The organism is Nocardioides bruguierae (assembly GCF_023554635.1).
Classification (GTDB): Bacteria; Actinomycetota; Actinomycetes; order Propionibacteriales; family Nocardioidaceae; genus Nocardioides; species Nocardioides bruguierae.
In genome coordinates this window covers 1-24671 of the sequence record NZ_JAMJPH010000041.1, presented here as the reverse complement: position 1 = coordinate 24671, position 24671 = coordinate 1, and the positions used below count along the sequence as shown (strand labels likewise).

Genomic DNA, 24671 nt, shown 5'->3' with positions numbered 1-24671 from the left:
GCCAGGACCGATGCTCAGGAACCAGCTCCCAGAAAGCTCTCTCGACGCTCCGCCGTACCCGCGGCCGGCCTCCGACACCCATACACCCCTCCAGGGCTAGGTGTTGCGACCACCGCATGAACCCAAGCCGGGGTGTCGCCTGCAGAACGTCACGCACTGTCGCCGCGGGCCCAGCCAGGGACTCCCGATCCGTGGATGACTGCGGCCTTCCTCCGCCCCGCGGCACGGCGGACGGTGGAGCCATGACCGAGAACAACACCGAGCAGACCATCGAGACCAGCACCGAGAACAGCACCGAGAGCAGCACCGAGAACACCACCGCCCGCGTCGCGCTCGTCACCGGCGGCAACCGCGGCCTGGGTCGCAGCGAGGCGCTGCACCTGGCGCGCGCCGGCGCCGACGTCGTCCTGACCTACCGCGGCAACGAGGCCGAGGCGCTCGACGTCGTGCGCCGCATCGAGGAGGAGGGACGCCGGGCGGCGGCCCTGCAGCTCGACGTGACCGCGCCGGAGACCTTCGACGCCTTCGTCGCCACGCTGCGCACCACGCTGGCCGACGCCTTCGGCACCGACGGGCTCGACATCCTGGTCAACAACGCCGGCACCGCCGGCTGGACCCCGCTGGGGGAGACCGACGTCGCCGAGGTGCGCCGCCTCCTCGACACCCACGTCACCGGCCCGGTGATGCTGACCCAGGCCCTGGCCCCGCTGCTGCGCGACGGCGGCCGGGTCGTCAACACCTCCACCGGCCTGGCCCGCTTCACCGGGGTCGACGGCTACTCCGTCTACGCCGCGGCCAAGGGCGCCGTCGAGGTGTGGACCCGCTACCTCGCCAAGACGCTGGCCCCGCGCCGGATCACCGTCAACGCGGTCGCCCCCGGCGCCACGGGCACCGACTTCGGCGGCGGCTCGATGCGCGACGACGAGACGGTCCGCGGCCACCTTTCCGGGCTCATCGCCATGGGCCGGGTGGGGGAGCCGGACGACATCGGCGCCACCGTCGCCGCCCTCGCCTCGCCGGCCATGGGATGGGTGACCGGCCAGCGCGTCGAGGCCTCGGGCGGGATGAACCTCTGAGGGCCGCACGCGGGAGAGGATGAGGACCGTGGACCGACCCCAGCTCGCCGACTTCCTCCGCACCCGCCGCGAGGCGCTGCAGCCGGAGGACGTCGGCCTGCCCCGCGGCCCGCGCCGCCGCACCAGCGGGCTGCGGCGCGAGGAGGTGGCCGCCCTGTGCGGCATGTCGACCGACTACTACGGCCGGCTCGAGCAGCAGCGCGGCCCGCAGCCCTCCGAGCCGATGCTCGGGGCGATCGCCCGCGGTCTGCGGCTCTCGCTGGCCGAGCGCGACCACCTGTTCCGCCTCGCCGGGCACGGCACGCCCACCCGCGTCCGCCGCAGCGACCACGTGGACGCCGGCCTCATGCGCGTCCTCGACCGGCTGGTCGACACCCCGGCGCTCGTCATCGGGCCGACGGGGGAGACCCTGGCCCAGAACGACCTGGCGCTGGCCCTGCTCGGCGACGAGACGGCACTCTCCGGCGACCGCCGCTACGTCACCTACCGGTGGTTCACGGAGCCGGCCGCCCGGGGGACCTACCCGGCCGAGGACCACGACCTGCGCGGACGTCAGTTCGCCGCCGACCTGCGCGAGGCCTACGCCCGCGACGGTCGCGGGTCGGTCGCGGAGCGGCTGGTGGAGTCGCTGCTGCGCGAGAGCGAGGAGTTCGCGCGGGTCTGGGCCGAGCACGAGGTCGGGCACACCCGCACCCAGGTCAAGCGGTACGAGCACGCCGCCGTCGGGCCGCTGGAGCTGTACTGCCAGAGCCTGCTCGACCCCGAGCAGCACCACGTGCTGCTGGTGCTCACGCCGGAGCCGGGCAGCGCGTCGGCCGAGAAGCTCGAGCTGCTGCGGGTGCTGGGGCCCGCCGCGCGCTAGCCGGCGCGACGGCCTCGGGACAGCACCCGAGCCAGCCCCACCAGCGCCCCGACGAGGCCGACGGCGGTGAGCCCGAGGACCGTCAGCAGGGGGCCACGCAGCCCCAGCCCGGCCTCGGCCCAGCCCAGCGCGTAGTAGCTGTACCAGGCGACCAGCAGGACGAGGAGCGCCGCCGGCGCGGCGAACGCCACCCGACTGCCGCGGCGCAGCGCCGGGACCGCCAGCAGGGTCGGCAGCACCACGATCAGCAGCAGGTCGGGGGCGGCGTCCGCGTCGCGCAGCATGAGGTCGAGGGGGCTCACCCGCTCAGCGTGCCACGGTCGGGCTCGCGGTCGGCTCGCTCCTCGGCCGGCAAGTGGGTGGTCTCGACGTGCACTCGTCGCTGGCGCTCCTCGTTGCTCGACCACCGGGGCGGTGCGCTCGTCGCCGACGTCGGTGGTCGAGGTGCGAGGCCGGCCACGGCCGAGCCTCGAGACCGCCGCACCGTCGCGGACCGCCCGCCACGGGGTCGACGGTCGTCGGTGCCGGGGGAGCGCGGCTGCTCGCCTAGGGTGGTCGGCGTGGAGCAGAGGGGAGCCGGCGCACCGGCGCGCACGGTGACGGCCGTGGTCGTCACCTTCAACCGCCTCGACCTGCTCACCATGCTCGTCGAGCGGCTGGCGGAGGTCCGCCGGGTCGAGCCCGCGCTGCGCGAGGTGGTCGTGGTCGACAACGCCTCCACCGACGGCACCGGCGACCGGCTGGCGCAGCTGGCGGCGACGCACGACTGGCTGACGGCGCTCACGCTGACCCACAACCAGGGTGGGGCCGGCGGCTTCCACGACGGGCTGCAGCACGCGGTCGAGCGCACCGACGCCGACCTCGCCTGGCTGATGGACGACGACGGCCTGCCGGACGTCGGCTGCCTCACCCGTCTCCTGGCCGAGGACGACCTCGACTTCTGGGGCCCGCTGGTGGTCGACCGCGAGGACGCCGACCGCCTGGTCTTCCCGATCCGGCTGCCCGGCGGCACCCGCGTGGTCCACGCCCTCGCCGACGTCGAGCGGGCGGCGGGGGAGACCCACCTGCTGCCCGAGATCGTCATCCCGTTCAACGGGGTGCTCGTGACCCGCGCCCTGGCCGAGGAGGTCGGCTACCCGCGCGCGGAGTTCTTCATCTGGGGCGACGACCACGAGTACCGGCTGCGGGTCGAGAGGGCCGGCGCGCGCATCGCGACGGTCACCGACGCCGTCGTCCGCCACCCGTCGGTGGGCCGACTGGGCACGCCGATGATGGGCGGGCGCACCACCTACAACCACAGCCCCAGCGACCTCAAGGGCTACTGCATGGCCCGCAACAACACCGTCAACCTGCGCACCTACCGCGGCTGGGCGCACGTCGGTGCCTTCTGGGCCAAGACCCTGTGGTTCTACACGCTCACCCACCGAGACCTGCGCCGGCTCGCGCTCAGCGCCCGCGGGGCCTGGGCAGGGCTGCGGGGCGACTTCACCGGGCACGAGAGGTTCCTGCGATGACCAGCACCCCCGTGACGCGCCGCGACGGGCAGGAGAGCGTCGCCGTCGTCGTCGTCACCTACAACCGGGCCGACCTGCTCGCCCGGATGCTCGAGGGTCTCGAGGCGAGCGAGCGTCGGCCCGACCTCGTCCTCGTGGTCGACAACGCCTCCACCGACCACACCGCCGAGGTCCTGGCGCGCCCCTGGAGCCTGCCGCTGAAGGTGCACACCACCCCCGAGAACCTCGGCGGGTCCGGCGGCTTCCACGTGGGCACCCGCGTGGCGCTCGCGGCGGGCGTCGACCGCGTGTGGCTCGTGGACGACGACGTGGTGCCCGCGCCCTCCTGCCTCGGCGTCCTCATGGACCTCGACGAGGACGCGCTCTTCTCCGTCCGCGAGGACCTCACGGGGGCGCTGTGCGAGAAGGCCGCCGTCCGCTTCGACCTGACCCACCCGTGGGTGATGAAGCCCAAGACGGCCTCGGTCGAGACCGCCTACGGTCACCGCTCGACCATGCCGGCACTGGTGGAGCTGGAGAACGTGGCCTTCGAGGGCCTGCTGCTGCGCCGCCGGGTCCTGGAGGCGGTCGGTCTGCCCGACCCGTCCTTCTTCATCTTCTACGACGACGTGGACCTGGCGATCCGCATCCGCCGGGCGGGCTTCCGCATCCTCGCGGTGCGCGACGCCGTGCTCGTGCGCCAGCTCGGCTTCGACCAGCAGCACGACCTGTCGGGCTGGAAGGGCTTCTACATGTACCGCAACCTGTTCGTGGTGCACTTCCGCTACGGCGAGAACGCGCTCGTGCGGGCCAAGCCGTACCTGCTGGCGGCCCTCGTGGTGCTGCTCAGCCCCGTGCGCGGCGGGCTCGGTGAGGCGCGCAACGTCCTTCGTGCCCTCGCCTCCGCGCGTGGGATGCGGCCTCTGCCTCCCTCATCCGTAGACTGACCGACCGTGCCCCAGAACTCCCTTCCTGACCTCGTCGTCGTCGGCTCCGGTTTCTTCGGTCTGACCATCGCGGAGCGGTGCGCCTCGCAGCTGGGCCTGAAGGTGCTCGTGCTCGAGCGCCGCTCCCACCTCGGTGGCAACGCCTACTCCGAGTTCGACGAGGAGACCGGCATCGAGGTGCACAAGTACGGCACCCACCTGTTCCACACCTCCAACGAGCGGGTGTGGGAGTACGTGAACCAGTTCACGGACTTCACGAACTACCAGCACCGGGTCTTCGCCAAGTACCAGGGGCAGGTCTACTCGTTCCCGATGAACCTGGGGCTGATCAACCAGTTCTTCGGCAAGTCCCACACCCCGGACGAGGCCCGCGCGCTGATCGCGGAGCAGGCCAGCGAGATCGCCACCGAGGACGCCACGAACCTCGAGGAGAAGGCGATCTCGCTGATCGGCCGCCCGCTGTACGAGGCGTTCGTGAAGGGCTACACCGCCAAGCAGTGGCAGACCGACCCGAAGGAGCTGCCGGCGGCGACGATCACCCGTCTGCCCGTGCGCTACACCTTCGACAACCGCTACTTCAACGACACCTACGAGGGCCTGCCGGTCGACGGCTACACCGCGTGGCTGGAGCGGATGGCCGAGCACGAGAACATCGAGGTCCGCCTCGAGACCGACTTCTTCTCCGTGGTCGACGAGTACAAGGGCAAGGTCCCGCTCGTCTACACCGGCCCCGTGGACGAGTACTTCGGCTACTCCGCCGGCCGCCTGACCTGGCGCACCATCGACCTCGAGCGCGAGACCCTCGACGTCGACGACTACCAGGGCACCGGCGTGGTCAACGCCAACGACCCCGAGCTGCCCTACACCCGCACGCTCGAGTTCAAGCACCTGCACCCCGAGCGCACCTACCTGCCGGGCAAGTCGATCGTCGTGCACGAGTACAGCCGCTTCGCCGAGGAGGGCGACGAGCCGTACTACCCGATCAACACCGCCGAGAACCGCGAGAAGCTCCTCGCCTACCGCGACCTCGCCAAGGCCGAGCCGAACGTGCTGTTCGGCGGCCGCCTGGGTACCTACAAGTACCTCGACATGCACATGGCCATCGGCTCCGCCCTGACCATGTTCGAGAACAAGCTGCGCCCCCACTTCGCCGAGGGCGCCGACCTCACCAGCGGAGGAGTGGACGCATGAGCGCCCCGACCACCACCAGCCCCGAGACCCAGGCGCCGGCCCCCACCGCCACCCGGCTGCTGCAGCGCCAGGTGCTGCCGAAGGCGGACGACTTCGACGTCATCGCCCTCTACGTCGACAACGCCCAGCACACGGTCGACCTCGACCGCGGCGACGACGAGAAGGGCAGCGGCGTCTCCCTGGCCTTCGGAGGCCGCGAGCTGCACCCCGACCAGCTGCTCTCGCGCACCGGCTTCCGCGTCCGCTCCGGCGAGCGGATGAGCTTCGGCACCTACTTCAACGCGTTCCCCGCCAGCTACTGGCGCCGGTGGACCATCGTGAAGGCGGTCGAGCTCACCGTCCGCGTGACCGGCCAGGGCGCCAGCGTCGTGGTCTACAAGTCGATGGCCCGCGGCTCCCACCAGCGCGTCGACTCCGCCTCCACGGGCACCGAGGAGCAGGGCACCTTCACCTTCGAGCTCACGCTCAAGCCGTTCGCCGACGGCGGCTGGTACTGGTACGACGTCATCGCCGGTGAGGCCGACGTCGTCGTGGAGTCCGCCGAGTGGACCGCGCAGGTGCCCGAGGACAAGGCCCAGCACGGCACCCTCGACCTCGCGATCACCACCATGAACCGCCCGGAGTTCTGCTCCGAGCTGCTCGCCCAGCTCGGCGACGACGAGGCGCTCGAGCCCTACCTCGACACCGTCTTCGTGATGGAGCAGGGCAAGCAGAAGGTCGTGGACGCCGAGGCGTTCCCGGCCGCGCAGGAGGCGCTCGGCGACACCCTGAAGGTCATCGAGCAGGGCAACCTCGGCGGCTCCGGCGGCTACGCCCGCGGTCAGCTCGAGAGCCTGCGCAAGGGCACCGCCGACTACGCGATGATGATGGACGACGACGTCGTCTGCGAGCCCGAGGGCATCATCCGCGCGGTCACCTTCGCCGACCTCGCCCGCCGCCCCACGATCGTGGGCGGCCACATGTTCAACCTCTACGCCCGGGCCCGCATGCACAGCTTCGGCGAGGTCGTGCAGCCCTGGCGCTTCTGGTGGCAGTCGGCCCCCGGCGTGAAGTCCGACTGGGACTTCGCCACCAACAACCTGCGTGCCTCCAAGTGGCTGCACCAGCGCGTCGACGTCGACTTCAACGGCTGGTTCATGTGCCTCATCCCGCGCGTGGTGATGGAGGACGTCGGCCTCTCGCTGCCCGTCTTCATCAAGTGGGACGACTCCGAGTACGGCCTGCGCGCCAAGGAGGCCGGCTACCCCACGGTGACGTTCCCCGGCGCGGCCGTGTGGCACGTCCCGTGGACCGACAAGAACGACGCGCTGGACTGGCAGGCGTACTTCCACGTGCGCAACCGGTTCATCGCCGCGCTGCTGCACTCCAAGTACGACAAGGGCGGGCGGCTCATCACCGAGTCGCGCAACCACCAGATCGCGCACCTGGTCTCCATGCAGTACTCGACCGCCGAGCTGCGGCACAAGGCGCTCCTCGACGTGCTCGAGGGCCCCGGCGCGCTGCACGAGACGCTCGCGACGACGCTCCCCGAGATCAACGCGATGCGCAAGAAGCACACCGACGCCCAGCTGGAGTCCGACCCGGACGCCTTCCCGCCGGTCAAGCGCACGAAGATGCCGCGCAAGGGCCGCGAGGACTTCGGCCCGCCGTCGCCGCGCACCGCGTTCGTGGTCGCCGCGACCCAGCCGCTGCGCCAGCTGCGCCCGGTGCGCGAGCTCTCGCGGACCAACCCCGAGACCGAGATCCGTGCCCGCGACGCCAAGTGGTGGCGCCTGGGCAAGTTCGACTCCGCCGTGGTGTCGATGAACGACGGCTCCTCGGCCGCGCTGTACCGCCGCGACCCGGAGACCTTCCGCGACATGATGTCGAAGACGGTCGCCATCCACGCCCGGCTGCGCCGGGAGTGGCCGCGCCTGGCCCAGCAGTACCAGGACGCCCTGGGCGAGATCACCTCGCCGGAGGCGTGGGAGCAGACCTTCCGCCCGTGGACGGACGCGACCGACGGCGCCGATGACTGAGACCCCCTCGCACCCCGAGGACCCCTCGGAGGGCGGCCCCACCGGCGCCTCCGAGGGCTCCGAGGGCGGGGCCGGCAACCGGGGCGGCGGCAAGGGCCCGCGCAAGGGCGGACGAGGCCCCGCCGGTCGCGCCGGCGCCGGCCGTCAGGCCGCGTACGTGGTGGACGCACCGCTCACCACGCCGTCCCCCAGCCCGGGGCTGGTGGAGGTGTTCCGGCACCGCTACCTGCTGCGGCTGCTGGTGCGGCGCGAGATCCAGGCGCGCTACTCCGGCTCGTTCCTCGGGCTGCTGTGGTCCTACATCAACCCGCTGAGCCAGTTCCTCATCTACTACGTGGTCTTCGGCATCATCATGGGCCGCAACAGCGTGGAGGCCTACGCCGTCCACGTCTTCTGCGGCCTCGTGGTCGTCCACTTCTTCACCGAGACCTTCAACGCCGGCACGCGATCGATCGTGCGGAACAAGGCGCTGGTGCGGAAGATGGCCGTGCCCAAGGAGATGTTCCCGGTGGCCAGCATGCTGGTCTCGCTGTACCACGTGCTCCCGCAGGTGGTGATCCTCGTGGTGGTCTGCCTGTTCTACGGGTGGACCCCCGACCCGCTGGTCCCCGTGGCGCTGCTCCTGGCCCTGGCGATCGTGACCTGCCTGGCGACCGCGCTGGCGATCGTGTTCAGCGCGGCCAACGTGTTCTTCCGCGACTTCTCCTCGGTGGTCAGCATCCTCACCAACGTCGTGCGGTTCGGCGTGCCGATGATCTACCCCTTCCGCGACGTGGCCTCGAAGCTCGGCGACACGCTGGCGGCGGTGTACCTGTGGAACCCGATCGCCGACGCGGTCCTGCTGGTGCAGCGGGCGTTCTGGGTGGGCGCCACCCCGGATCCCGAGGCCTCGGCCGCCACCGAGCTGCCTGACCACCTGTGGGCCTACGGCGGCGTCATGCTGGTCGTCTCGGCCGTCTCCCTCGTGCTGGCCCAGCTGATCTTCCGCCGCCTCGAGAACAAGATCCCGGAGCGCCTCACGTGAGCTTCCCCGAGTCGACCTCCATCGTCGTGGAGAACGTGTCCAAGGAGTTCACGCTCCGCTACCAGCGCACGTTCAAGCAGGTCACCGTCGCGAAGATGCGCGGCGAGGCCACCAAGAGCACGTTCAAGGCGCTCGACGACGTCTCCTTCACCGTCGAGCAGGGCGAGTCGATCGGCCTCATGGGGCTCAACGGCTCCGGCAAGTCGACGCTGCTCACGCTCATCAACGGCGTCATGCGCCCGGACGGCGGCCGGGTGCTGACCCGCGGTCGCATCGCCGGCCTCATCGCCACCGGCGCCGGGTTCCACCCGCAGCTGACCGGGCGCGAGAACATCTACCTCAACGCCGCCGTGTGCGGGATGACGGAGAAGGAGACCGACGCCAAGTTCGACGAGATCGTCGACTTCGCCTCCATCGGCAAGCACCTGGACTCCCAGGTGGGCAACTACTCCTCCGGCATGTACGCGCGGCTCGGCTTCGCGGTGGCCGTCAACGTCGACTGCGACATCTTCCTCGCCGACGAGGCGCTCGCGGTGGGCGACAAGCCCTTCAAGCGCAAGTGCCTGGACAAGATGCAGGAGATCCGCGACTCCGGTCGCACGATCTTCTACGTCTCCCACGCGGCCGGCTCGGTGCGGAAGATGTGCGACCGGGTGCTCGTCCTCGAGAACGGGCGCCTCGGCTTCGACGGCCCGGTCGACGAGGGCATCCACTACGTCAAGTACGACTCCGACGACGAGGACAACGACGACGACGAGCTCGGCGCCGACGTCTAGGTCCGGGTCCCTGCCGGGCCGGCGCCCGCCGGGGTGAGCTCCTCGGCGAGGCGGTGACCCCACTCCCGGGCGCGCTCCACCTCGCCGTCGACCAGCGGGCCCTCCACGTCCCGGACGAGGAAGGTCGTCGGCTCGTCGAGCACGCGGTAGCCCTGGGCCCGCAGCAGGCGGGCGATCCGGCCGGAGGCGCCCGGCAGGCGGCGGACCCGGGTGACCCGGGTGTCGAGCACCGCCACGCACGGCCGGGTCGGTCCGCCCTCCTCCAGCCAGCGGCACAGCCACTCGCGCAGGCCGCGCTCGGGGGTGCCGGTCGCCCCGCGCCGCAGCGCGTCGGACCGGCTGTCCGGGCGGCTCAGGGAGAACGCGTGCGTCGGCGCGGCCAGCACGACGAGGTCGGTGCCCGGCCCGGGGTGGCCGGTGCGCGGGTCGCGCACGTCGGCGACGCGGGTGTCGATCCCGCCGTCCTCGATCCCGGCGGCCACGGCCTCGGCCACGAGCCGGGTGTTGCCGAACAGGGACTCATGAGCGACGAGGCACCTCGCGGTGCGCCGGTGCGACGGTTCCATGACCTCCACTGTGCGGCGCGGCCGACGGGAGCGGGGGAGTCGCTCGTACCGGGCCGCCGGGGACCCAGGGCCCGCGTCCGCGTGCACAGGACCGGGCTGGTCGCCCCCCCCCGCGTCCCGGTCGGCGGCCCCTCGCGCCGCCGACCGGTCCGCGCACCACGTCCGGGGTCGACGTCGTCGGCCGCCCCGGACGAGGTGAGGTGGGCACGTGACCCCCGACGGGCCTGCCCCGGGTCGCCGGCCGTGCGGCACGCGCCGCCCCATGGACGGCGCGGTGCACGCCCCGGTGTCCCTCCGGGTGACGTGCGACCCGTCGTGCAGTCTCACGCTCCGTGCCGTGGCGTGAGAACATCCCACGTGGTCGCGACACCTCTGACGCGACAACGTTGTCGCGTCGGCGCGCGACCTCCGGGGGGAGACGTGGTGCAGCAGGACCGGGATCAGGGCCGGGAGCAGGACGGGGGAGACCGTCCGCGCAGCGACGCGTTCCCGCACGTCGAGCCCGGGGACGAGGACCTCACCGGCGTCGTGCAGCTGCTCGGTGGCACCTACGGGCGGGACGGCAGGTCGCACCCGCGCTCGCCGAACGAGCCCGAGGTGCGCTGGTGCCTGGAGGCGGGCGTGCGGGCGCTGTTCGAGGAGTTCTGCGCGTTCGAGCAGGGCGAGCACCAGGCGGTGCTGCCCGCGAACGAGCTCCTGGGTGCGGTGTCCCTGCGCCGCGTGATGGTCGCCTACGCCGACCTCCTCTCCGAGCACGGCCGCGACCCGGGGCACGCGAGCCGGGACAGGGTGCTGCGCCGCTGGGGGAGCACGACCGCGTTCCAGCGCGACGTGCTCAACTACGTCTTCCGCACCGGTCGCGAGGGGGCGCGGCTCGCGCAGCGGGCCGAGCAGCTGCGCGGCCTCTACGACCTGCCGTTCGGCGAGGTCGCCCGGGTGCTCTCGAGCGAGGAGTCCGACGTCCAGGGGACCGAGCCCGTCATCCAGCTCCAGATCGCGCTGCAGGCGGCGTTCCCGGCCGACCGTCGGCTGCAGGAGCTGGTGCGGGCCAACTACGAGCACCGGCTGGAGGCCTGGGCGCGGATCTACGAGGACGTGGCGGACGCCTTCGGCCTGCGGGTGACCCGCGCCGGGTTCACGTTCCGCGACGTGGCGGCGGTGTACAACACGATCGTCGAGGGCGTGCACCAGCGGCTCACCGCCCACCCCTCGCTCGGACTGCTGGAGGACGGCCGCTCCCTGGCCCTGGAGATGACGATGATGATGACCGAGAAGCTGGACGGGCGGCCCTGGTCGGAGCTCGCGGTCCTGCGCGCCCACCGTGGCGCGCGGGGCTGAGGCGGGCCTGGTGCGACGGTCGGAACCATCGCGGACGCCGGTGTTCCCCGGCGTCCTCCCGGGCGACGAGGACCTCGACGAGGTGGTGCAGCACCTGGGAGCCCGGTTCTCACCCACCGGGCTCCCCGAGCAGCGTTCGGCCGACGACCCCGAGGTGCGCTGGTGCCTGGAGGCGGGCGTGCGGGCGCTGTTCGAGGAGTTCTGCGCGTTCGAGCAGGGTGAGCACGAGGCGGTGCTGCCTGCCAACGAGCTGCTCGGCGCCGTCTCGCTGCGCCGCGTGATGGACGCCTACGCCGACCTGCTCACCGAGCACGGCCGCGACCCGGGCCACGCCAGTCGCGACCGGGTCCTGCGGCGCTGGGGGAGCACCACCGCGTTCCAGCGCGACGTGCTGCGCTACCTGTACCGGCCCGGCCACGAGCGGGCCCGGCACGCGGCGCGGGGCGAGGAGCTGGCCCTGCTGCTCCAGCTCCCGCTGGGCGAGGTGGTGGCGCTCCTGGGCGAGGAGGAGGCCCGGGTGCAGAACGAGGACCCCGTGATGCAGCTGCAGGTGGCCCTGCAGGCGGCGTTCCCGGCCGACGCCCGCCTCCAGGCGCTGGTGCACGAGACCTACGAGCGCCGGCTCGCGGCGTGGGCGCCCCTCTACGAGCGGGTCGCCGGGGCCTACGGCGTCACCCTGACCCGTGACGACTTCGACTACCTGGACCTGGCCGGTGCCCTGAACACGATCGTCGAGGGGGTGCGGCAGCGCACCACGTCCCACCCCTCGCTGGGTCGCACCCGCGCGGGCGCGTCCCTGGCGGTGGAGCTCATCGGCATGGTGCTCTCGCAGCTGGACGGGCGGCCGTGGCACGAGCTGGCTCTCCTGCGGGCCACCGGCGAGGTCGGCCCCGACGAGGCGTGACGCCTGCGACCGGGGACACCTGCGACCCGTGACACCTGCGACCCGTGGGGGAGTGGTCGCCTCACGAGGTCTTCACGGTCCCGGGACGACTAGACCGCCGGGTTCGGCCCCTTCGGGGCCTCGTTCGGCGCAGAATGGCGCGAAGTCGGACGATTTCCTTGACAGCGTCCGGCGTGGCGACTGGAAATTACAGGGTTGTAGTTACTCACGACGACTTCCGTGACTGCTGTGACTCATGTGAAAGTTGCGCCGAGTGTGAACCTCCCCCGCGCACCCGAAGGACTCGCATGCCCCACCGCAGGACCCGCCTCGCCGCGGCCGCCCAGTCGATGCTCGCCGTCGGCGTGGTCACCGCCGCCCTGCTCCCCGCCACCGGCGTCATCAGCCTCGACCTCGGGCCGGCCCCCCAGACCGGCACCGGGGCGAGCAGCGCCTACTCCGGGCAGCTGGCCGCGTACGCGCGGTCCGCCGCCCAGGCCTCCGAGCTGCCCGACGGCCCGGTGGAGACGGACCTGACGGAGGTGAGCCTGACGGCCCCCGCGTCGGCGCGCGCCGCCGCCCGCACGGACGTGGAGGCGACCCAGGCCCTCAGCCGCGGCACCGCGAGCCTGGTCAGCGAGCCCCAGGACGTCGAGACGGCCGGCGGCCTCGTGGGCATCAGCTGGTCCCACGACTCGGTGGCCGAGGACGCGGACCTCGGCTTCGAGATCCGCACGGAGACCGACGGCGTCTGGACCGCCTGGGCCGAGCTGGAGTTCCACGACGAGCACGCCCCCGACCCGGACAGCGAGGAGGCGGCCCACGCCCGCCAGGGCACCGACGCGGTGTGGGTGGGCGACGCGGACCGCGTGCAGGTGCGCGCGAGCGACACCACCGGCGCCCTGCCGGCCGACATGCGCCTGGCCCTGGTCTCCCCGGGCACCAGCGAGGAGACCGTCTCCGAGCGCGCGGCCATCGACACCTCCACCATGGACGGCGGCACGGGCGACGACTCCGTCTACGTCGCCACCGGCGTGGAGAGCGCCGAGGACTCGGCCGAGGCCACCGGCGAGGCCACCGCGGCCGCGGACGCCTCCGCGACCGCGGCCGGCGCCGCCGCCCCCACGACTGACGCCACGACCGACGCCACCAGCACCGCCACCAGCACCGCGACGAGCACGGCGACCAGCACCGCGACGGCCGAGCCCACCGAGGAGCCCACCGAGGAGCCCACCGAGGAGCCCACCGAGGAGCCGACCGACGGGACGGGCGACGCGACCTTGCAGGCCGCCACCCTCTACACCCCGAAGCCGGTCATCTACTCCCGCGCCCAGTGGGGTGCCGACGAGTCGATGCGCTCGAAGTCCTCGCTGTCCTACTACGAGGTGCACGCGGGCTTCGTCCACCACACGGTGAACGCCAACAGCTACACCCGCGCCCAGGTGCCGGGCATCATCCGGTCGATCTACGCGTACCACACGCAGTCCCTGGGCTGGTCCGACATCGGCTACAACTTCCTGGTCGACCGCTTCGGCCGCATCTGGGAGGGCCGCTACGGCGGCGTCGACCGCCCCGTGGTCGGTGCCCACACCTACGGCTACAACTCCTACTCCTTCGCCATGTCGGCGATCGGCAACTACGAGACCGCCAAGCCGAGCAGCGCGATGGTGCAGGCCTACGGGGCCCTGTTCGCCTGGAAGCTCTCGCTGCACGGCGTGGACGCCTCCTCGACCAAGCAGGTGGTCGGGCCGGACACCTTCCAGGCCATCAACGGGCACCGGGACGCCGGCCAGACGGCGTGCCCCGGCCAGTACCTGTACAACAAGATCGGCCGCATCCGGAAGCTCGCCGCCGCCGCCCAGGTCGGCTGGTCCGGGCGAGACCTCCGCAGCGACCTGCTCGGCAGTCGGCACCCCGACCTGGTGGTGCGGCGCGCGAAGGACGGCGAGGTGCTCGTCGTGCCGACCGGCGGGGTCAGCCGCTTCACGAAGGTGGTCGGCGTCGCCGTCGGGGCCGACATGCGCGACTACACCGGGCTGGTCCTGACGCGCGACATCACCCGCGACGGCATCCGCGACCTGCTGGGCGTCAACGAGGACGGCTCCCTCGACGTCATGCCGGGGCTGGAGGACGGCGGCTTCGGTGCCCCCACCCGCATCGTGCGGGCCACCCGGGGCCAGGAGATGGTCACCGCCATCGGTGACGCGAACGGCGACGGCAAGAACGACCTGGTCGCGGTCGACGCCGAGACCGGCGCCCCGATGCTGCTGCTCGGCGCCAAGCCGGGTCGGTTCCGCGCCCGCGTCCTCGACGACGACTGGTCGCGCTACACGCGGCTCGTCGGCGTCGGTGACCTGGACGAGGACGGGAACCCCGACGTCGCCGGCCTCACCCCGGGCGGCAACCTCGTGCTGCACCCCGGTGCCGGGCGCACCTTCGGCAAGCCGGTGCGGGCGGCCGAGGCGGTCTCCTGGAAGAACGTCGTGGCCGCCGGGGACTGGAACGAGGACGGTCACCGCGACCTGCTGGCGCGCACCTCCGACGGCACCGGGACGATCCTGCTCGGCCGCGGCGACGGCACCGTCGGTGGCGGCGTCGGCTCCATCGGCAAGATCAAGCGTGGCGTCATGGTGGCCGGTGGGTTCGACCTGCGGGGCAACGACTCCCCGGACCTGCTGCTGCGTCGCGGCGGCAACCTGGTCGCCGCGGTCAACAACGGCACCTACGAGACCGGCGCCCCGGTCGACACCGGGCTCCGGCTGGCGTCGGCGACGCTGATCCTCAACGCCGGCGACTGGGACGGCGACGGCTTCGGCGACCTGATCGTGCGCAACGGCAAGGGCGTGCTCCAGCTGCGTCGCGGTGACGGGCGTGGCTCGTTCGGCAAGCCGGTGAAGCTGGCCTCCGACATGAGCGGGGTGCGGCTCCTCGAGGTCGTCGGTGACGTCACCGGCGACGGCTGGCCGGACCTCCAGGGCCAGCCGCGCAAGGGCTCGCTGCGGATCTACCCCGGCCGCGGTGCCCGCACGCTCGGCAGCAGCTACACCGCGCACAGCGCCATCCGTGGCACCCGGCAGATCGGCATCGGCCGCTGGGACTCCGACGGCGCCCCCGACACCCTCTTCCGTCAGGGCGAGAACCTCGCCCTCTTCGACGGCAACGGGCCGGGAGGCCTGCTGGACGGCACCACGCTGGGCCTGAGGGTGAAGCGGTACAACCAGATCACCGGCATCGCCTCCGCCCGCCTGGGCCGCTACGCCGACCTGGTCGTCCGCGCGAAGGCCAACGGGACGCTGTTCCTGCTGCCCGGCTCCCGCTCCGGCTTCACCCAGCGCGTGCCGCTGATGGAGGGGGCCGACGCCTACGACGTGATCGACTGACCCGAGCACGGGTCGCGCGCGCCGGGGACGGGCGGCGCGACCCGCCTGGTCGGGCGGACCGGGAGGGGCTCAGCCCCGACCGGCCCCGCTCGCCGGGTGCCACGCGTCGACGCGCTCGTCGCCCGCGAGGGCGGCCAGGCGCTCCGCGTCGGCACCCGCGACCAGGACCAGGGAGCCGCTGCGCGCCAGCGGCTCGACGAAGGAGCCGAGACCGGCCGGGGAAGCCGGGCTCAGCTCCGCCAGGAGGCGGCCGCCGTCGGGGAGGAGACTGCCCGCGGCGGCCGCTCCGAGCACCTGCGACTGCGTCGGGGCCGGGCCGCCGGCCGGGTCGAGCACCGCCTCGTCCTCGCCCGTGGGCGGGTCGTAGGGGGCGAACGCGTCCGGCTGCGACCACACCGCGACGCCCAGGTCGACGACGTCGGCCGGGACGGGCTCGCGGAAGCGCACCCCCAGCGGGAGCAGCGCCGAGGCCAGCACCGGCACGTCGCCGGCGCGCGGGGCCCACTCCTCCAGGGTCGGCGCGCCGCACACCACGGCGTCCGCCTCGTCCCCGGCGGCACCGAGCGGACCCGCACCGAGCCCGCCGGCCAGGACGACCCGCAGCCCCACCGTCCAGGCGGCCCCGAGCACCACCGGGGCCAGCCAGTGGGTCGGCAGGTCGACGACGAGGGTGTCGCCGCGCTCGAGGTCGTGCTCCTCGACGAGGAGCGAAGCGGTCTTGGCCACCCAGTTCGCGTACGTGGTCACCGACAGCTCGGTCCGCTCGCCCGTGGCGACGTCGTAGAAGGTCACGAGGGGGCGGCCGGGGTTGCCGCGCAGCTCGCGCTGGAGCAGGGCTGAGAAAGTCGTCACGAGTCCGACCATAGGGGGCGCGGGGCTGGGGGCCCGCCCCTACGATCGCCGCCATGACCCTCGACGGATCGGGCTCCACCAGCCCCATCGACAGCTTCTACGCCGTGGTCCCCGCCGGTGGTGCGGGCACCCGGCTGTGGCCGCTCTCGCGTGCACGATCGCCGAAGTTCCTCCGCGACCTCAGGGGCAGCGGACGATCCCTCCTCCAGGAGACCTGGGACCGGCTCTCGCCCCTGTGCGAGGACCGCTTCCTGGTCGTCACCGGCTCCGCCCACGCCGACGCCGTCGGCAGCCAGCTCGACAAGGTGCCCGCCGAGGCGATCCTGACCGAGCCCGCCGCCCGCGACTCCATGGCCGCCATCGGCTACGCCGCCGCGGTGCTGGAGCGCCAGGACCCCGACGCGGTGATGGGCTCCTTCGCCGCCGACCACGTGATCACCGGCGAGGCGGAGTTCGCCTCGGCCGTGGCCACCGCCGTCGCCGTCGCCCGCGAGGGCTGGCTGGTCACCCTCGGCATCGAGCCGACCTTCCCGTCCTCGGCGTTCGGCTACATCCACGCCGGCGCGCCGCTGGCCGGCCACGACGGCGTCAGCGTCGTCGCCGAGTTCGTGGAGAAGCCCTCGGTCGAGACCGCCACGGAGTACCTGGCCGCCGGCGGCTTCCGCTGGAACGCCGGCATGTTCGTCGCCCGACCCTCCACGATCCTCGACCTGCTGCACACCTGGCACCCCGCGTTCGCCGACCGGCTCCGCGAGCTCGCCGCCGACCCGAGCCTGGTGGAGGAGGCGTGGGCGGACCTGCCCAAGATCGCCCTCGACCACGCCATCGCCGAGCCCGCCGCCGCGGCCGGCAAGGTCGCCACCGTGCCCGCGCCGTTCGGCTGGGACGACATCGGTGACTTCGACTCCCTGGCCACCCTGCTGGGCGGGGAGGAGCCCGAGGGCACCGTCGTGCTCGGCGAGGAGAGCCTCGTCCAGGCGGTCGAGACCTCCGGCCTCGTCGTGCCGCACGACAAGCTCGTGGCGGTCGTGGGCCTCGACGACGTGGTCGTCGTCGACACCCCGGACGCGATCCTCGTGACCACCCGGGAGCGTGCGCAGGACGTCAAGAAGCTCGTCAACGCCCTCAAGGACGGCGGACGCGGCGACCTGACCTGACCTGACCTGACCGGACCTGGTCTCACCGGGCCCGACCTGAGCGGCCCGTCCCGGCACCTGCCACGGGGGCGGGTCGCTCAGTCGCGCGGCTCCAGGCGCAGGCGCCGGTCACCGTCGGTGACCGCCGCCCAGCCGTGCGCGGCCAGCACGACGTCGAGCAGGGTCCGGGCGCGCGGGTCGTCGACCGCGACGCGGAGGCCGCCCGGCCCGGCCTGCACGGTCACGGCGTCGCCGCACGCGCGGGAGACGACCTCCCGCAGCTCCTCGGCGTCCAGCGGGGCGCCGAAGGCGGGCAGGGCCCCCGGGTCCGCGCCGGGCGACCCCAGCAGCACCGCCACGGCCTGGACGACGGCCTCGCGGGCGCCCCAGCCGAAGAGGTCGGCCCCCTCGGGCCGCACCAGCGACCGCGCGCCGGGGCCGGGCTCGTCCAGCACGAGGTCGGCGCGGCCACGCAGCACCGCGAACGGGCGGGCCGCCAGCTTGCCCTGCGCCAGCTCGGCTGCGCCGGCCAGCTCGTCGGCCACCGCGGGCAGGGTGACGACCAGCGGGTTGCCGTGGGCGTCCTCGCGCCCGGCGAAGCTCTCGCTGACCCGCAGCCCGGCGGCGCCGATCGCGACGTCGGTCTGCCCGTCGCGCCAGGCGCGGCCCATGGTGTCGGTCACGAGGACGCCCACGCGGGCGCCCGTGCGGGCCACCAGGGCCGCCCGCAGCCGCTCCGCGGAGGCGTCCGGGTCGGCGGGCAGCAGCAGCGCGGTGCCGGCCTCGGTGTTGGAGGCGTCCACGCCGGCCGCCGCCATGGTCAGCCCGAGCCGGTTGCGGACGATCCGGGTGCCGCCGCGACGGGCCACGACGCGCGCGCCCGGGGAGGCGACCTCCTCGGCGACGGCAGCGTCGCGGCCGCCGTGGCGCACCTGGCCCTCGGCCTTGCTCACGACCTTGCTCGTCACGGCCACCACGTCGCCGTCGGCCAGCGTGAGCACGCCCTCGAGCGCGGCGAGCAGCAGGTCGGCGAGGTCGTCGCCGGCCCGCACCTCGGCGACGCCGTCGGGCGCCCAGACCGCCAGGCCCGGGAGCGGCTCGCTCACGAGACCAGGTCGATCGCGGCGGCGGCCATCGCGGCGGTGGCGGTCTCGTCGGTCATCATCAGCGGCACGGCGGCGGCCCGCAGCCCGGCGGCCTCCAGGCCCGGCACCGCGCCGGCGTCCCGGGTGTCGACGAGCCACCCGTCCAGCACGCCGCCCTCGTTGCGCGCGCCGTAGTGGCGCCCGACGGCCTCGGCCGAGGGCTCCACGCCGATCGCGGCGAGCACCTGCTCGGCCATGCCGCGCACGTGGTGGCCGCCGACGATGGGGGAGAGGCCCACGACGGGCGCGGGGGTGGCGCGCAGCGCCTCGCGCAGCCCCGGGACGCCCAGGATGGTGCCCACGGAGACCACGGGGTTGGACGGCGGCACGACGACGAGGTCGGCCTCGGCGAGGGCCTCCAGCACGCCGGGGCCCGGCGTCGCGTCGCCCTGGCCCACGACCACGACCTGCTCGGCGGGCACGGAGGCGTGCAGCCGCACCCAGTACTCCTGGAAGTGCACGGCGCGGCGGCCGCTGGGCTCGGCCTCGTCGGCGATGACCACGTGCGTCTCGACGCGGTCGTCGGTCATGGGGAGCAGGCGCAGGGTGTCGCCGAAGCGGGGGGCCAGCCAGCGGTCGCACAGCGCCTGCGTGACGGCGGAGAGCGGGTATCCGGCCTCCAGCATCTGGGTGCGCACGAGGTGGGTGGCGACGTCGCGGTCGCCCAGGCCGAACCACGTGGGCTCGACGCCGTAGGCCTCCAACTCGGCCTTTACGCTCCACGTCTCGTCGCGCAGGCCCCAGCCGCGCTCGCGGTCGGAGCCGTCACCGAGGGTGTACATGACCGTGTCGAGGTCGGGGCAGATCTTCAGGCCGTGCATCCACACGTCGTCGGCGGTGTTGGCCACGACGGTGACGACGGCGTCGGGGGAGACCCCCGGCAGGGTGCCGGCCCGGACGCCGGCGAGCAGGCCCTCGAGGAAGCGGGCACCGCCCGTCCCGCCGGAGAGCACCGTGATCGCGCGCAGGGGGCTGTCCATGAGACCTACTGTGCCCGAGCGTGTCGTGCGGCGTGGCGCCCGGGTCCGAGGCCGGTACGGACCGGGCTCGGGGACTGGTCCGGACATCCGGACCTGACCGGTCTGGCACCCGTGGGGGTGAGCCGCACGGGCGGCGGAAACGTCCGTGTCACGCTCCGGATACCCTGACGACGCCACTTTGGTCACACATTTGGCCCAGCTGGGCCGTATACCACCGAACGGCTTGACTGCCCGGGTACGACAGGCATGTAATTCCACCAGTGTCAGCAGCGGGGGCGCGCGGATCACCAGATGTGATTCCGACGTTGGTGACCAAGTCGTACGGGTCGAAAGGGCGGGTCGATGAGAGAGCTGTTTCTCCTCGAGATGGACGCCGACGAAGGCGGATGGCAGGAACGCGCCCTGTGCGCGCAGACCGACCCGGAGGCGTTCTTCCCTGAGAAGGGCGGGTCCACGCGGGAGGCCAAGAAGGTCTGCCTCACGTGCGAGGTCCGGTCCGAGTGCCTCGAGTCGGCACTCGAGAACGACGAGCGCTTCGGCATCTGGGGCGGTCTCTCCGAGAGGGAGCGCCGCAAGCTGAAGAAGCGCGCAGTCTGACGTCGACGCCCCGGCCACGGCCGGGGCGTCGGTCATTTCCACCGGGCCCGGGCCTCGCCCGTTCCGTCGACTCCGCCGTGCTGGGTCGGACCGATACTGTTGCCGATCGTGTCAGCAGCGGGGGAGACGACCAGACCGGACGAGGCGGGCGGGCCCACCAGGGCGGCCGCCCGTTCCCACGGCGCGGACGTCGGCGGGGCCGGTGAGGTCGCCGCCGTCGGCGTGATCGTGGTGAGTCACGACGGCGAGCGCTGGCTGCCCACCGTCATCGACGCGCTGCGCGGCCAGTCCCGCCCGGCCGACCAGGTCGTCTGCGTCGACACCGGCAGTCGCGACGGCTCGGCCGAGCTGCTGGAGGCCGCCTTCGGGCCCGTCGCCCGGCTGCCCCGCGAGACGGGGTACCCCGACGCCGTCCGCCGTGGCCTGGCGATGCTCGCGGACGAGGTCGACTGGGTCTGGCTGCTGCACGACGACTCCGCCCCCGAGGCCGACGCGCTGCTGGCGCTGACGCTGGGCACCCAGGACTTCCCCGAGGCCGACCTGCTCGGCTGCAAGCACCGGGAGTTCCCCTCCCTGCGGCGCCTGCTCGAGGTCGGGGTGACGATCACCGGCACGGGCCGGCGCGAGACCGGCCTGGAGCGCGGCGAGTACGACCAGGGCCAGCACGACGACGCGCGCCGGGTGCTCGCGGTCAACACCGCCGGGCTGCTGGTGCGGCGCAGCGTCCTGGAGGAGCTCGGCGGCCTGGACCCCCGGCTCCCCGTCTTCGGCTCCGACATCGACCTCGGCTGGCGCGCCGCCGCCCGCGGCCACACCACCGTCGTGGTGCCGCAGGCCGTGGTCTTCCACGCCGAGGCCTCCCACCGCGGCCTGCGCCGCACGCCGCTGACCGGGCGGCACACCCACTTCGCGGAGCGCCGGGCCGCCCTCTACGTCCTGCTGGCCAACAGCCGGGGCGGGTGGCGCCTGCCGTTCCACCTCGTCCGGCTGACCCTCGGCACGCTGCTGCGGATGCTGGGCTTCCTGCTCCTGCGCTCGCCGGGTGAGGCCCTCGACGAGCTGGCCGCGCTGCTGGCGACGGTCGCCCAGCCGCGGATCATGCGGGCCGCGCACAAGGAGCGGCGGGCCGCCGCCACCGCGCCCGCCGGCCAGGTGCGCTCCCTGCTCCCGCCCTGGTGGCTGCCCTACCGGCAGGGGCTCGACCTGGTCGCCGACCTCCTCGCGGCACTGTTCAGCAGCGCCGCGGACGTGGCCGAGCGCCGTCGTGAGGCGGCCGCGGCCGCCGACCCGTCGTCCTTCGCCGCCCGCCGGCTGGCCGCCGAGCGGGCCGCCGCCGAGGCCGAGGAGGGCGACGTCGGCGCCGACACCGGCGCCGTCGCGCGCTTCCTGTCCAACCCCGTCGCCGTGGTCCTCACCGTGCTGGTGCTCGCCCTGCTGGTCGCCAGCCGGGACGCGTGGGGCACCGTGGTCGGCGGCGGCCTCGCCCCCGCGCCGGACACCCTCGGCGGGTGGTGGCAGGTGTGGACCGAGAGCGTCCACGACGTCGGCTCCGCCAGCGACGTGCCCGCCCCCGCCCTGGTCGGTCCGCTGCTGTGGCTGGGCGCGGTGCTGGCCGCCTCCCCGGCCCTGGCGGTCTCGGCCGTCATGGTGCTGGCCGCCCCGGTGGCGCTCCTGGGCGCCTGGCGCTTCCTGCGGGTCACCGGCCGACTCGTCCGCCCCCGCGGGCTGCCGCGGCCCCTGCTGCTCGTCGGCTCCGCCGCCTGGGCCCTGGTGCCGGCCTGGTCGGGCGCCTGGGGCGACGGGCGCCTCGGCGCCGTGCTCGCAGGTGCCCTGCTGCCCTGGCTGGCGCACGCCGCCCTCGGCTTCGCCGACCCGGAGGCCGACCGGCGCTGGCGCGCCGCCTGGCGCACCGGGCTGCTGCTCGCCGTCGTGACCGCGGGCGCCCCCAGCACCTGGCTCGTGGCGCTCCTGCTGGTCGTCGGCCTGCTCGCGGTCGGGCTGCGCCTGGCCCCGAGCCTGGTGCGGGCCGCCTCGGTGTGGGGCCCCGTCCTGGTCGCGCTGGCGGTGCCCCTGGCGGTGCTCCTGCCGTGGTGGCTGCCCACCCTCGTCCAGGTCGGGCCCGCGGCGCTCGTGCTCGACCCGGGCGTCCAGCCCTCGCCGGCTCCCACCGGCCTGGACCTGCTCGCCGGCCGGCTCACCGCCGACGGGTGGCCCCTGGCCGCCGGGCTGGTGCTGCCGGTGCTCGCGCTGGCGGCGCTGCTGCCGCGGCGCACCCGGGCAGCGGTGGCCGGGGCCTGGGCGGTGGCGCTGGCCGCGGCGGTGGTCGCGCTCGTGCTCTCGCCCGTGCAGGTGCCGCTGGCCGGCGGCACCACCCCGGCCGGGGTCGCGGGCCCGCTGCTCGTGCTCCAGGCCGCCCTCGTCGTGGCCGCCGGGCTCGGCGCGCTCGGCGCGCTGCTGGACCGGGAGGAGACCGCGGACGGCGGCCTGCGGCACCGGCTGGTCGCGGCCGGTGCGGGCCTCGCGGCCGCGGTCGCGGCCCTGGTGCCGCTGGCGGGCCTCGGCTGGTTCCTGGCCGGCCCGGACGCGCTGGGCGAGGAGCCCGCCTCGGTCGTGCCCGCCTACATGGTGGTGCCCGACAACGACGGGCAGGTGCCCACCGTCCTCGTGCTGCGCGGCAGCCTGGCCGACGGCCTGGTCTACGAGGTGCGCCGCGGCGGAACCGCGACCCTGGGCCGCAGCGAGGTCGCCGCCCTCCAGCAGCCCGACGACGCACTGACCGACGTCGTCACCAGCCTCGTCTCGCGCCCCACCACCGAGGACGTCACCGCGCTCGGTGACCTCGGCATCACCTACGTCGTGCTCAGCGCCGTCGACGACACCGGCACCCGCGCCGACCGCCGCGTCGCCTCCGTCCTCGACGCGGCCCCGGGCCTGACCCAGGCCAGCACCGAGGGGCGCACCACCCGCGCGTGGCGGGTGGAGGAGGTCAGCGGCGTGGACGCACCGGTCGCGGCGACCAGCACCGGACGCCAGGTCCTGGTGTGGCTGGGCGCGGCCGGCGTGGTCGTCGCCCTGCTGGGCTCCGCCCCCAGCAGACCTGGCAGCAGGCAGTCCTCCTCCCGGGTGACCGGGCGCGGCCGACGGGCGCAGGCCCTCGGGGACGGCGCCACCACCGCGGACGAGGCCACCACCGGCACGAGGGGGACGCAGGCATGAGCGAGCACCAGCCCGACCAGCAGCCCGACCAGCAGCCCGACCAGCAGCCCGACCAGCAGCCCGACCAGCAGCCCGACCAGCAGCCCGACCAGCAGGACCTCCGACCGGAGGGCCGCCGCCGCGCGGCCGCCGCGTCCACCGCTCCCACCGGCCCGAACGGGCGCCGGCCCGCCGTCGCGACGGTGGCGTCCGTCGTCCTGGTGGTGCTCGTCGTGGTGGCCGCCCTGCTCTCCCGGCCCGACGCGGGCGGTGCCCCCGGCGGCGCCGCCCCCGAGGCCGTCGCGCTCGCCACCGACGTGGTGGCCTGCCCGGCCGCCCTGGGGGACGCGGACAGCGGCTCGGGAGGGGACGACACCGGCGTCACCGTGCTCTCCGACCCCACCGTCGCGCTGGACGCGGCGGGGGTGACGGGCACGGACGGCGACGGCGGCACGGGCAGCGACGTGACCGCCGCCGGCGACTCCCTGGACCTGACGGCCGCCGAGGGCCGCAGCAGCGCCTCGGTCGGCTCCGTCGGCCGCGCGGGGGAGACCGAGGTGCTGGGCAGCGGCGACCTCGCCGCGGGCCTGGCCGCCACCCGCACGTCGGCCGGCACCGACCTGGCCGCCCTCGACTGCCCCTCCACCACCACCGACCAGTGGTTCACCGGCCTCGGTGCCGCCCCGGCCCACTCCTCGGTGCTGGTGCTGCACAACCCCGACGCAGGCACGGCCACCGCCGACCTCGTCGTCCACGGACCCGACGGCACCCTCACCAACGACCGGCTGCGCGGCGTCTCGGTGCCGGCGGGCGGCACGGTGCGCCTGCGGCTGGCCGACCTCGTGCCGAGCACCGGCGAGCTGGCGGTGCAGGTCAGCGTGGACCGTGGCCGCCTGGCCGTGACGGCCGTGGACACCGTCGACCGGATCGCGGCACGCACGACCTCGGAGTACCTCGTGGGCCAGTCCTCGGCCTCGAACCGCTCCGTCCTCGCCGGCGTCGCCGACCTCGGCGAGGACCTCGACGTCGCGACCCTCGTGGTGCACAACACCGGCACCGACCGCACCGACGTGAGCGTGCGGCTCGTCTCCGACCGCGCCACCTTCGACGCCGCCGGCACCGGCCGCCTGCGCGTGCGGCCCGGTGCCACCGCGACGCTGGACCTGACCGACGTCCTCACCTCCCGCGCGGCCCGGGACGCGCTGGCCGTGG

20 protein-coding genes are annotated in these 24671 nt (G+C 74.1%); 15 read left to right on the top strand and 5 right to left on the bottom strand.

The window, feature by feature from the left end; genetic code table 11:
- Positions 1–242: 242 nt before the first annotated feature.
- Positions 243–1076, top strand: a complete 834-nt coding sequence (locus M8316_RS20280; protein ID WP_250057792.1) for an SDR family NAD(P)-dependent oxidoreductase — start codon at positions 243–245, stop codon at positions 1074–1076.
- A gap of 28 nt (positions 1077–1104) precedes the next feature.
- Positions 1105–1938: a helix-turn-helix transcriptional regulator gene (locus M8316_RS20275; RefSeq protein ID WP_250057791.1), complete on the top strand. Its 834-nt coding sequence runs from the start codon at positions 1105–1107 to the stop codon at positions 1936–1938.
- Here the strand turns inward: M8316_RS20275 and M8316_RS20270 are convergent.
- Positions 1935–2240, bottom strand: coding sequence for a hypothetical protein (locus M8316_RS20270; RefSeq protein ID WP_250057790.1), 306 nt, complete (start codon positions 2238–2240; stop codon positions 1935–1937). The two genes, M8316_RS20275 and M8316_RS20270, sit on opposite strands and share 4 nt — an antisense overlap.
- A 258-nt stretch (positions 2241–2498) precedes the next feature.
- Here M8316_RS20270 and M8316_RS20265 point away from each other — a divergent pair, with 258 nt between their 5' ends.
- From M8316_RS20265 to M8316_RS20240, 6 genes are read left to right on the top strand one after another with little or no spacing between them, the layout of a single operon-like run.
- A complete protein-coding gene (locus tag M8316_RS20265; protein ID WP_250057788.1) occupies positions 2499–3452 on the top strand; it encodes a glycosyltransferase family 2 protein in 954 nt (317 codons plus the stop codon).
- Positions 3449–4378, top strand: a complete 930-nt coding sequence (locus M8316_RS20260; protein ID WP_250057787.1) for a glycosyltransferase family 2 protein — start codon at positions 3449–3451, stop codon at positions 4376–4378. Before M8316_RS20265 ends, M8316_RS20260 begins: the two co-directional genes overlap by 4 nt.
- Before the next feature lie 6 nt (positions 4379–4384).
- Positions 4385–5569 carry a UDP-galactopyranose mutase gene (glf, locus tag M8316_RS20255; RefSeq protein WP_250057786.1) on the top strand — a complete coding sequence of 395 codons (1185 nt, stop codon included), beginning with the start codon at positions 4385–4387 and terminating at the stop codon, positions 5567–5569.
- Positions 5566–7587 (top strand): glycosyltransferase, encoded by a 2022-nt coding sequence (locus M8316_RS20250; RefSeq protein WP_250057783.1) that lies wholly within the window; start codon positions 5566–5568, stop codon positions 7585–7587. Before glf ends, M8316_RS20250 begins: the two co-directional genes overlap by 4 nt.
- Positions 7580–8611 carry an ABC transporter permease gene (locus M8316_RS20245; RefSeq protein ID WP_250057781.1) on the top strand — a complete coding sequence of 344 codons (1032 nt, stop codon included), beginning with the start codon at positions 7580–7582 and terminating at the stop codon, positions 8609–8611. Before M8316_RS20250 ends, M8316_RS20245 begins: the two co-directional genes overlap by 8 nt.
- Entirely contained in the window at positions 8608–9387 is a 780-nt protein-coding gene (locus M8316_RS20240) for an ABC transporter ATP-binding protein (RefSeq protein ID WP_250057779.1), read from the top strand. The genes M8316_RS20245 and M8316_RS20240 overlap by 4 nt, the downstream gene beginning before the upstream one ends.
- Here the strand turns inward: M8316_RS20240 and M8316_RS20235 are convergent.
- Positions 9384–9953: a flavodoxin family protein gene (locus tag M8316_RS20235; RefSeq protein WP_250057778.1), complete on the bottom strand. Its 570-nt coding sequence runs from the start codon at positions 9951–9953 to the stop codon at positions 9384–9386. The genes M8316_RS20240 and M8316_RS20235 overlap by 4 nt on opposite strands.
- A 423-nt stretch (positions 9954–10376) precedes the next feature.
- Between M8316_RS20235 and M8316_RS20230 the strand changes: the two genes are divergently transcribed.
- The 3 genes from M8316_RS20230 to M8316_RS20215 all read left to right on the top strand — a co-directional run bounded on the left by M8316_RS20230 (position 10377) and on the right by M8316_RS20215 (position 15554).
- The gene (locus M8316_RS20230; RefSeq protein ID WP_250057776.1) at positions 10377–11291 is read left to right on the top strand and encodes a hypothetical protein; all 915 of its coding nucleotides are present in this window, start codon (positions 10377–10379) and stop codon (positions 11289–11291) included.
- Between the two features lie 40 nt (positions 11292–11331).
- Positions 11332–12195, top strand: coding sequence for a hypothetical protein (locus M8316_RS20225; protein ID WP_250057775.1), 864 nt, complete (start codon positions 11332–11334; stop codon positions 12193–12195).
- A gap of 287 nt (positions 12196–12482) precedes the next feature.
- Complete coding sequence (locus M8316_RS20215; protein ID WP_272495626.1) at positions 12483–15554, top strand: FG-GAP-like repeat-containing protein; 3072 nt, start codon at positions 12483–12485, stop codon at positions 15552–15554.
- A 69-nt stretch (positions 15555–15623) separates the two neighbouring features.
- Here the strand turns inward: M8316_RS20215 and M8316_RS20210 are convergent, their stop codons facing one another.
- A complete protein-coding gene (locus M8316_RS20210; protein WP_250057774.1) occupies positions 15624–16406 on the bottom strand; it encodes a TIGR03089 family protein in 783 nt (260 codons plus the stop codon).
- Positions 16407–16459: 53 nt separating this feature from the next.
- Between M8316_RS20210 and M8316_RS20205 the strand changes: the two genes are divergently transcribed.
- Positions 16460–17563: a mannose-1-phosphate guanylyltransferase gene (locus M8316_RS20205; protein ID WP_250057773.1), complete on the top strand. Its 1104-nt coding sequence runs from the start codon at positions 16460–16462 to the stop codon at positions 17561–17563.
- A gap of 77 nt (positions 17564–17640) precedes the next feature.
- On the opposite strand, the gene cofE is transcribed toward M8316_RS20205, so the two are convergent.
- Both cofE and cofD read right to left on the bottom strand, forming a co-directional pair.
- Positions 17641–18648 carry a coenzyme F420-0:L-glutamate ligase gene (cofE, locus tag M8316_RS20200; RefSeq protein WP_250057772.1) on the bottom strand — a complete coding sequence of 336 codons (1008 nt, stop codon included), beginning with the start codon at positions 18646–18648 and terminating at the stop codon, positions 17641–17643.
- The gene (gene cofD, locus M8316_RS20195; RefSeq protein WP_250057771.1) at positions 18645–19667 is read right to left on the bottom strand and encodes a 2-phospho-L-lactate transferase; all 1023 of its coding nucleotides are present in this window, start codon (positions 19665–19667) and stop codon (positions 18645–18647) included. The genes cofE and cofD overlap by 4 nt, the downstream gene beginning before the upstream one ends.
- A gap of 342 nt (positions 19668–20009) precedes the next feature.
- On the opposite strand from cofD, the gene M8316_RS20190 reads away from it, so the two are divergent.
- From M8316_RS20190 to M8316_RS20180, 3 genes are all read left to right on the top strand, one after another.
- Positions 20010–20264 (top strand): WhiB family transcriptional regulator, encoded by a 255-nt coding sequence (locus tag M8316_RS20190; RefSeq protein ID WP_250057770.1) that lies wholly within the window; start codon positions 20010–20012, stop codon positions 20262–20264.
- Between the two features lie 108 nt (positions 20265–20372).
- The gene (locus tag M8316_RS20185) at positions 20373–23480 is read left to right on the top strand and encodes a glycosyltransferase family 2 protein (RefSeq protein WP_250057769.1); all 3108 of its coding nucleotides are present in this window, start codon (positions 20373–20375) and stop codon (positions 23478–23480) included.
- Positions 23477–24671 (top strand): DUF5719 family protein (locus M8316_RS20180; protein ID WP_250057768.1); only part of this gene is annotated, 1195 nt, incomplete at its 3' end. The genes M8316_RS20185 and M8316_RS20180, both read left to right, overlap by 4 nt.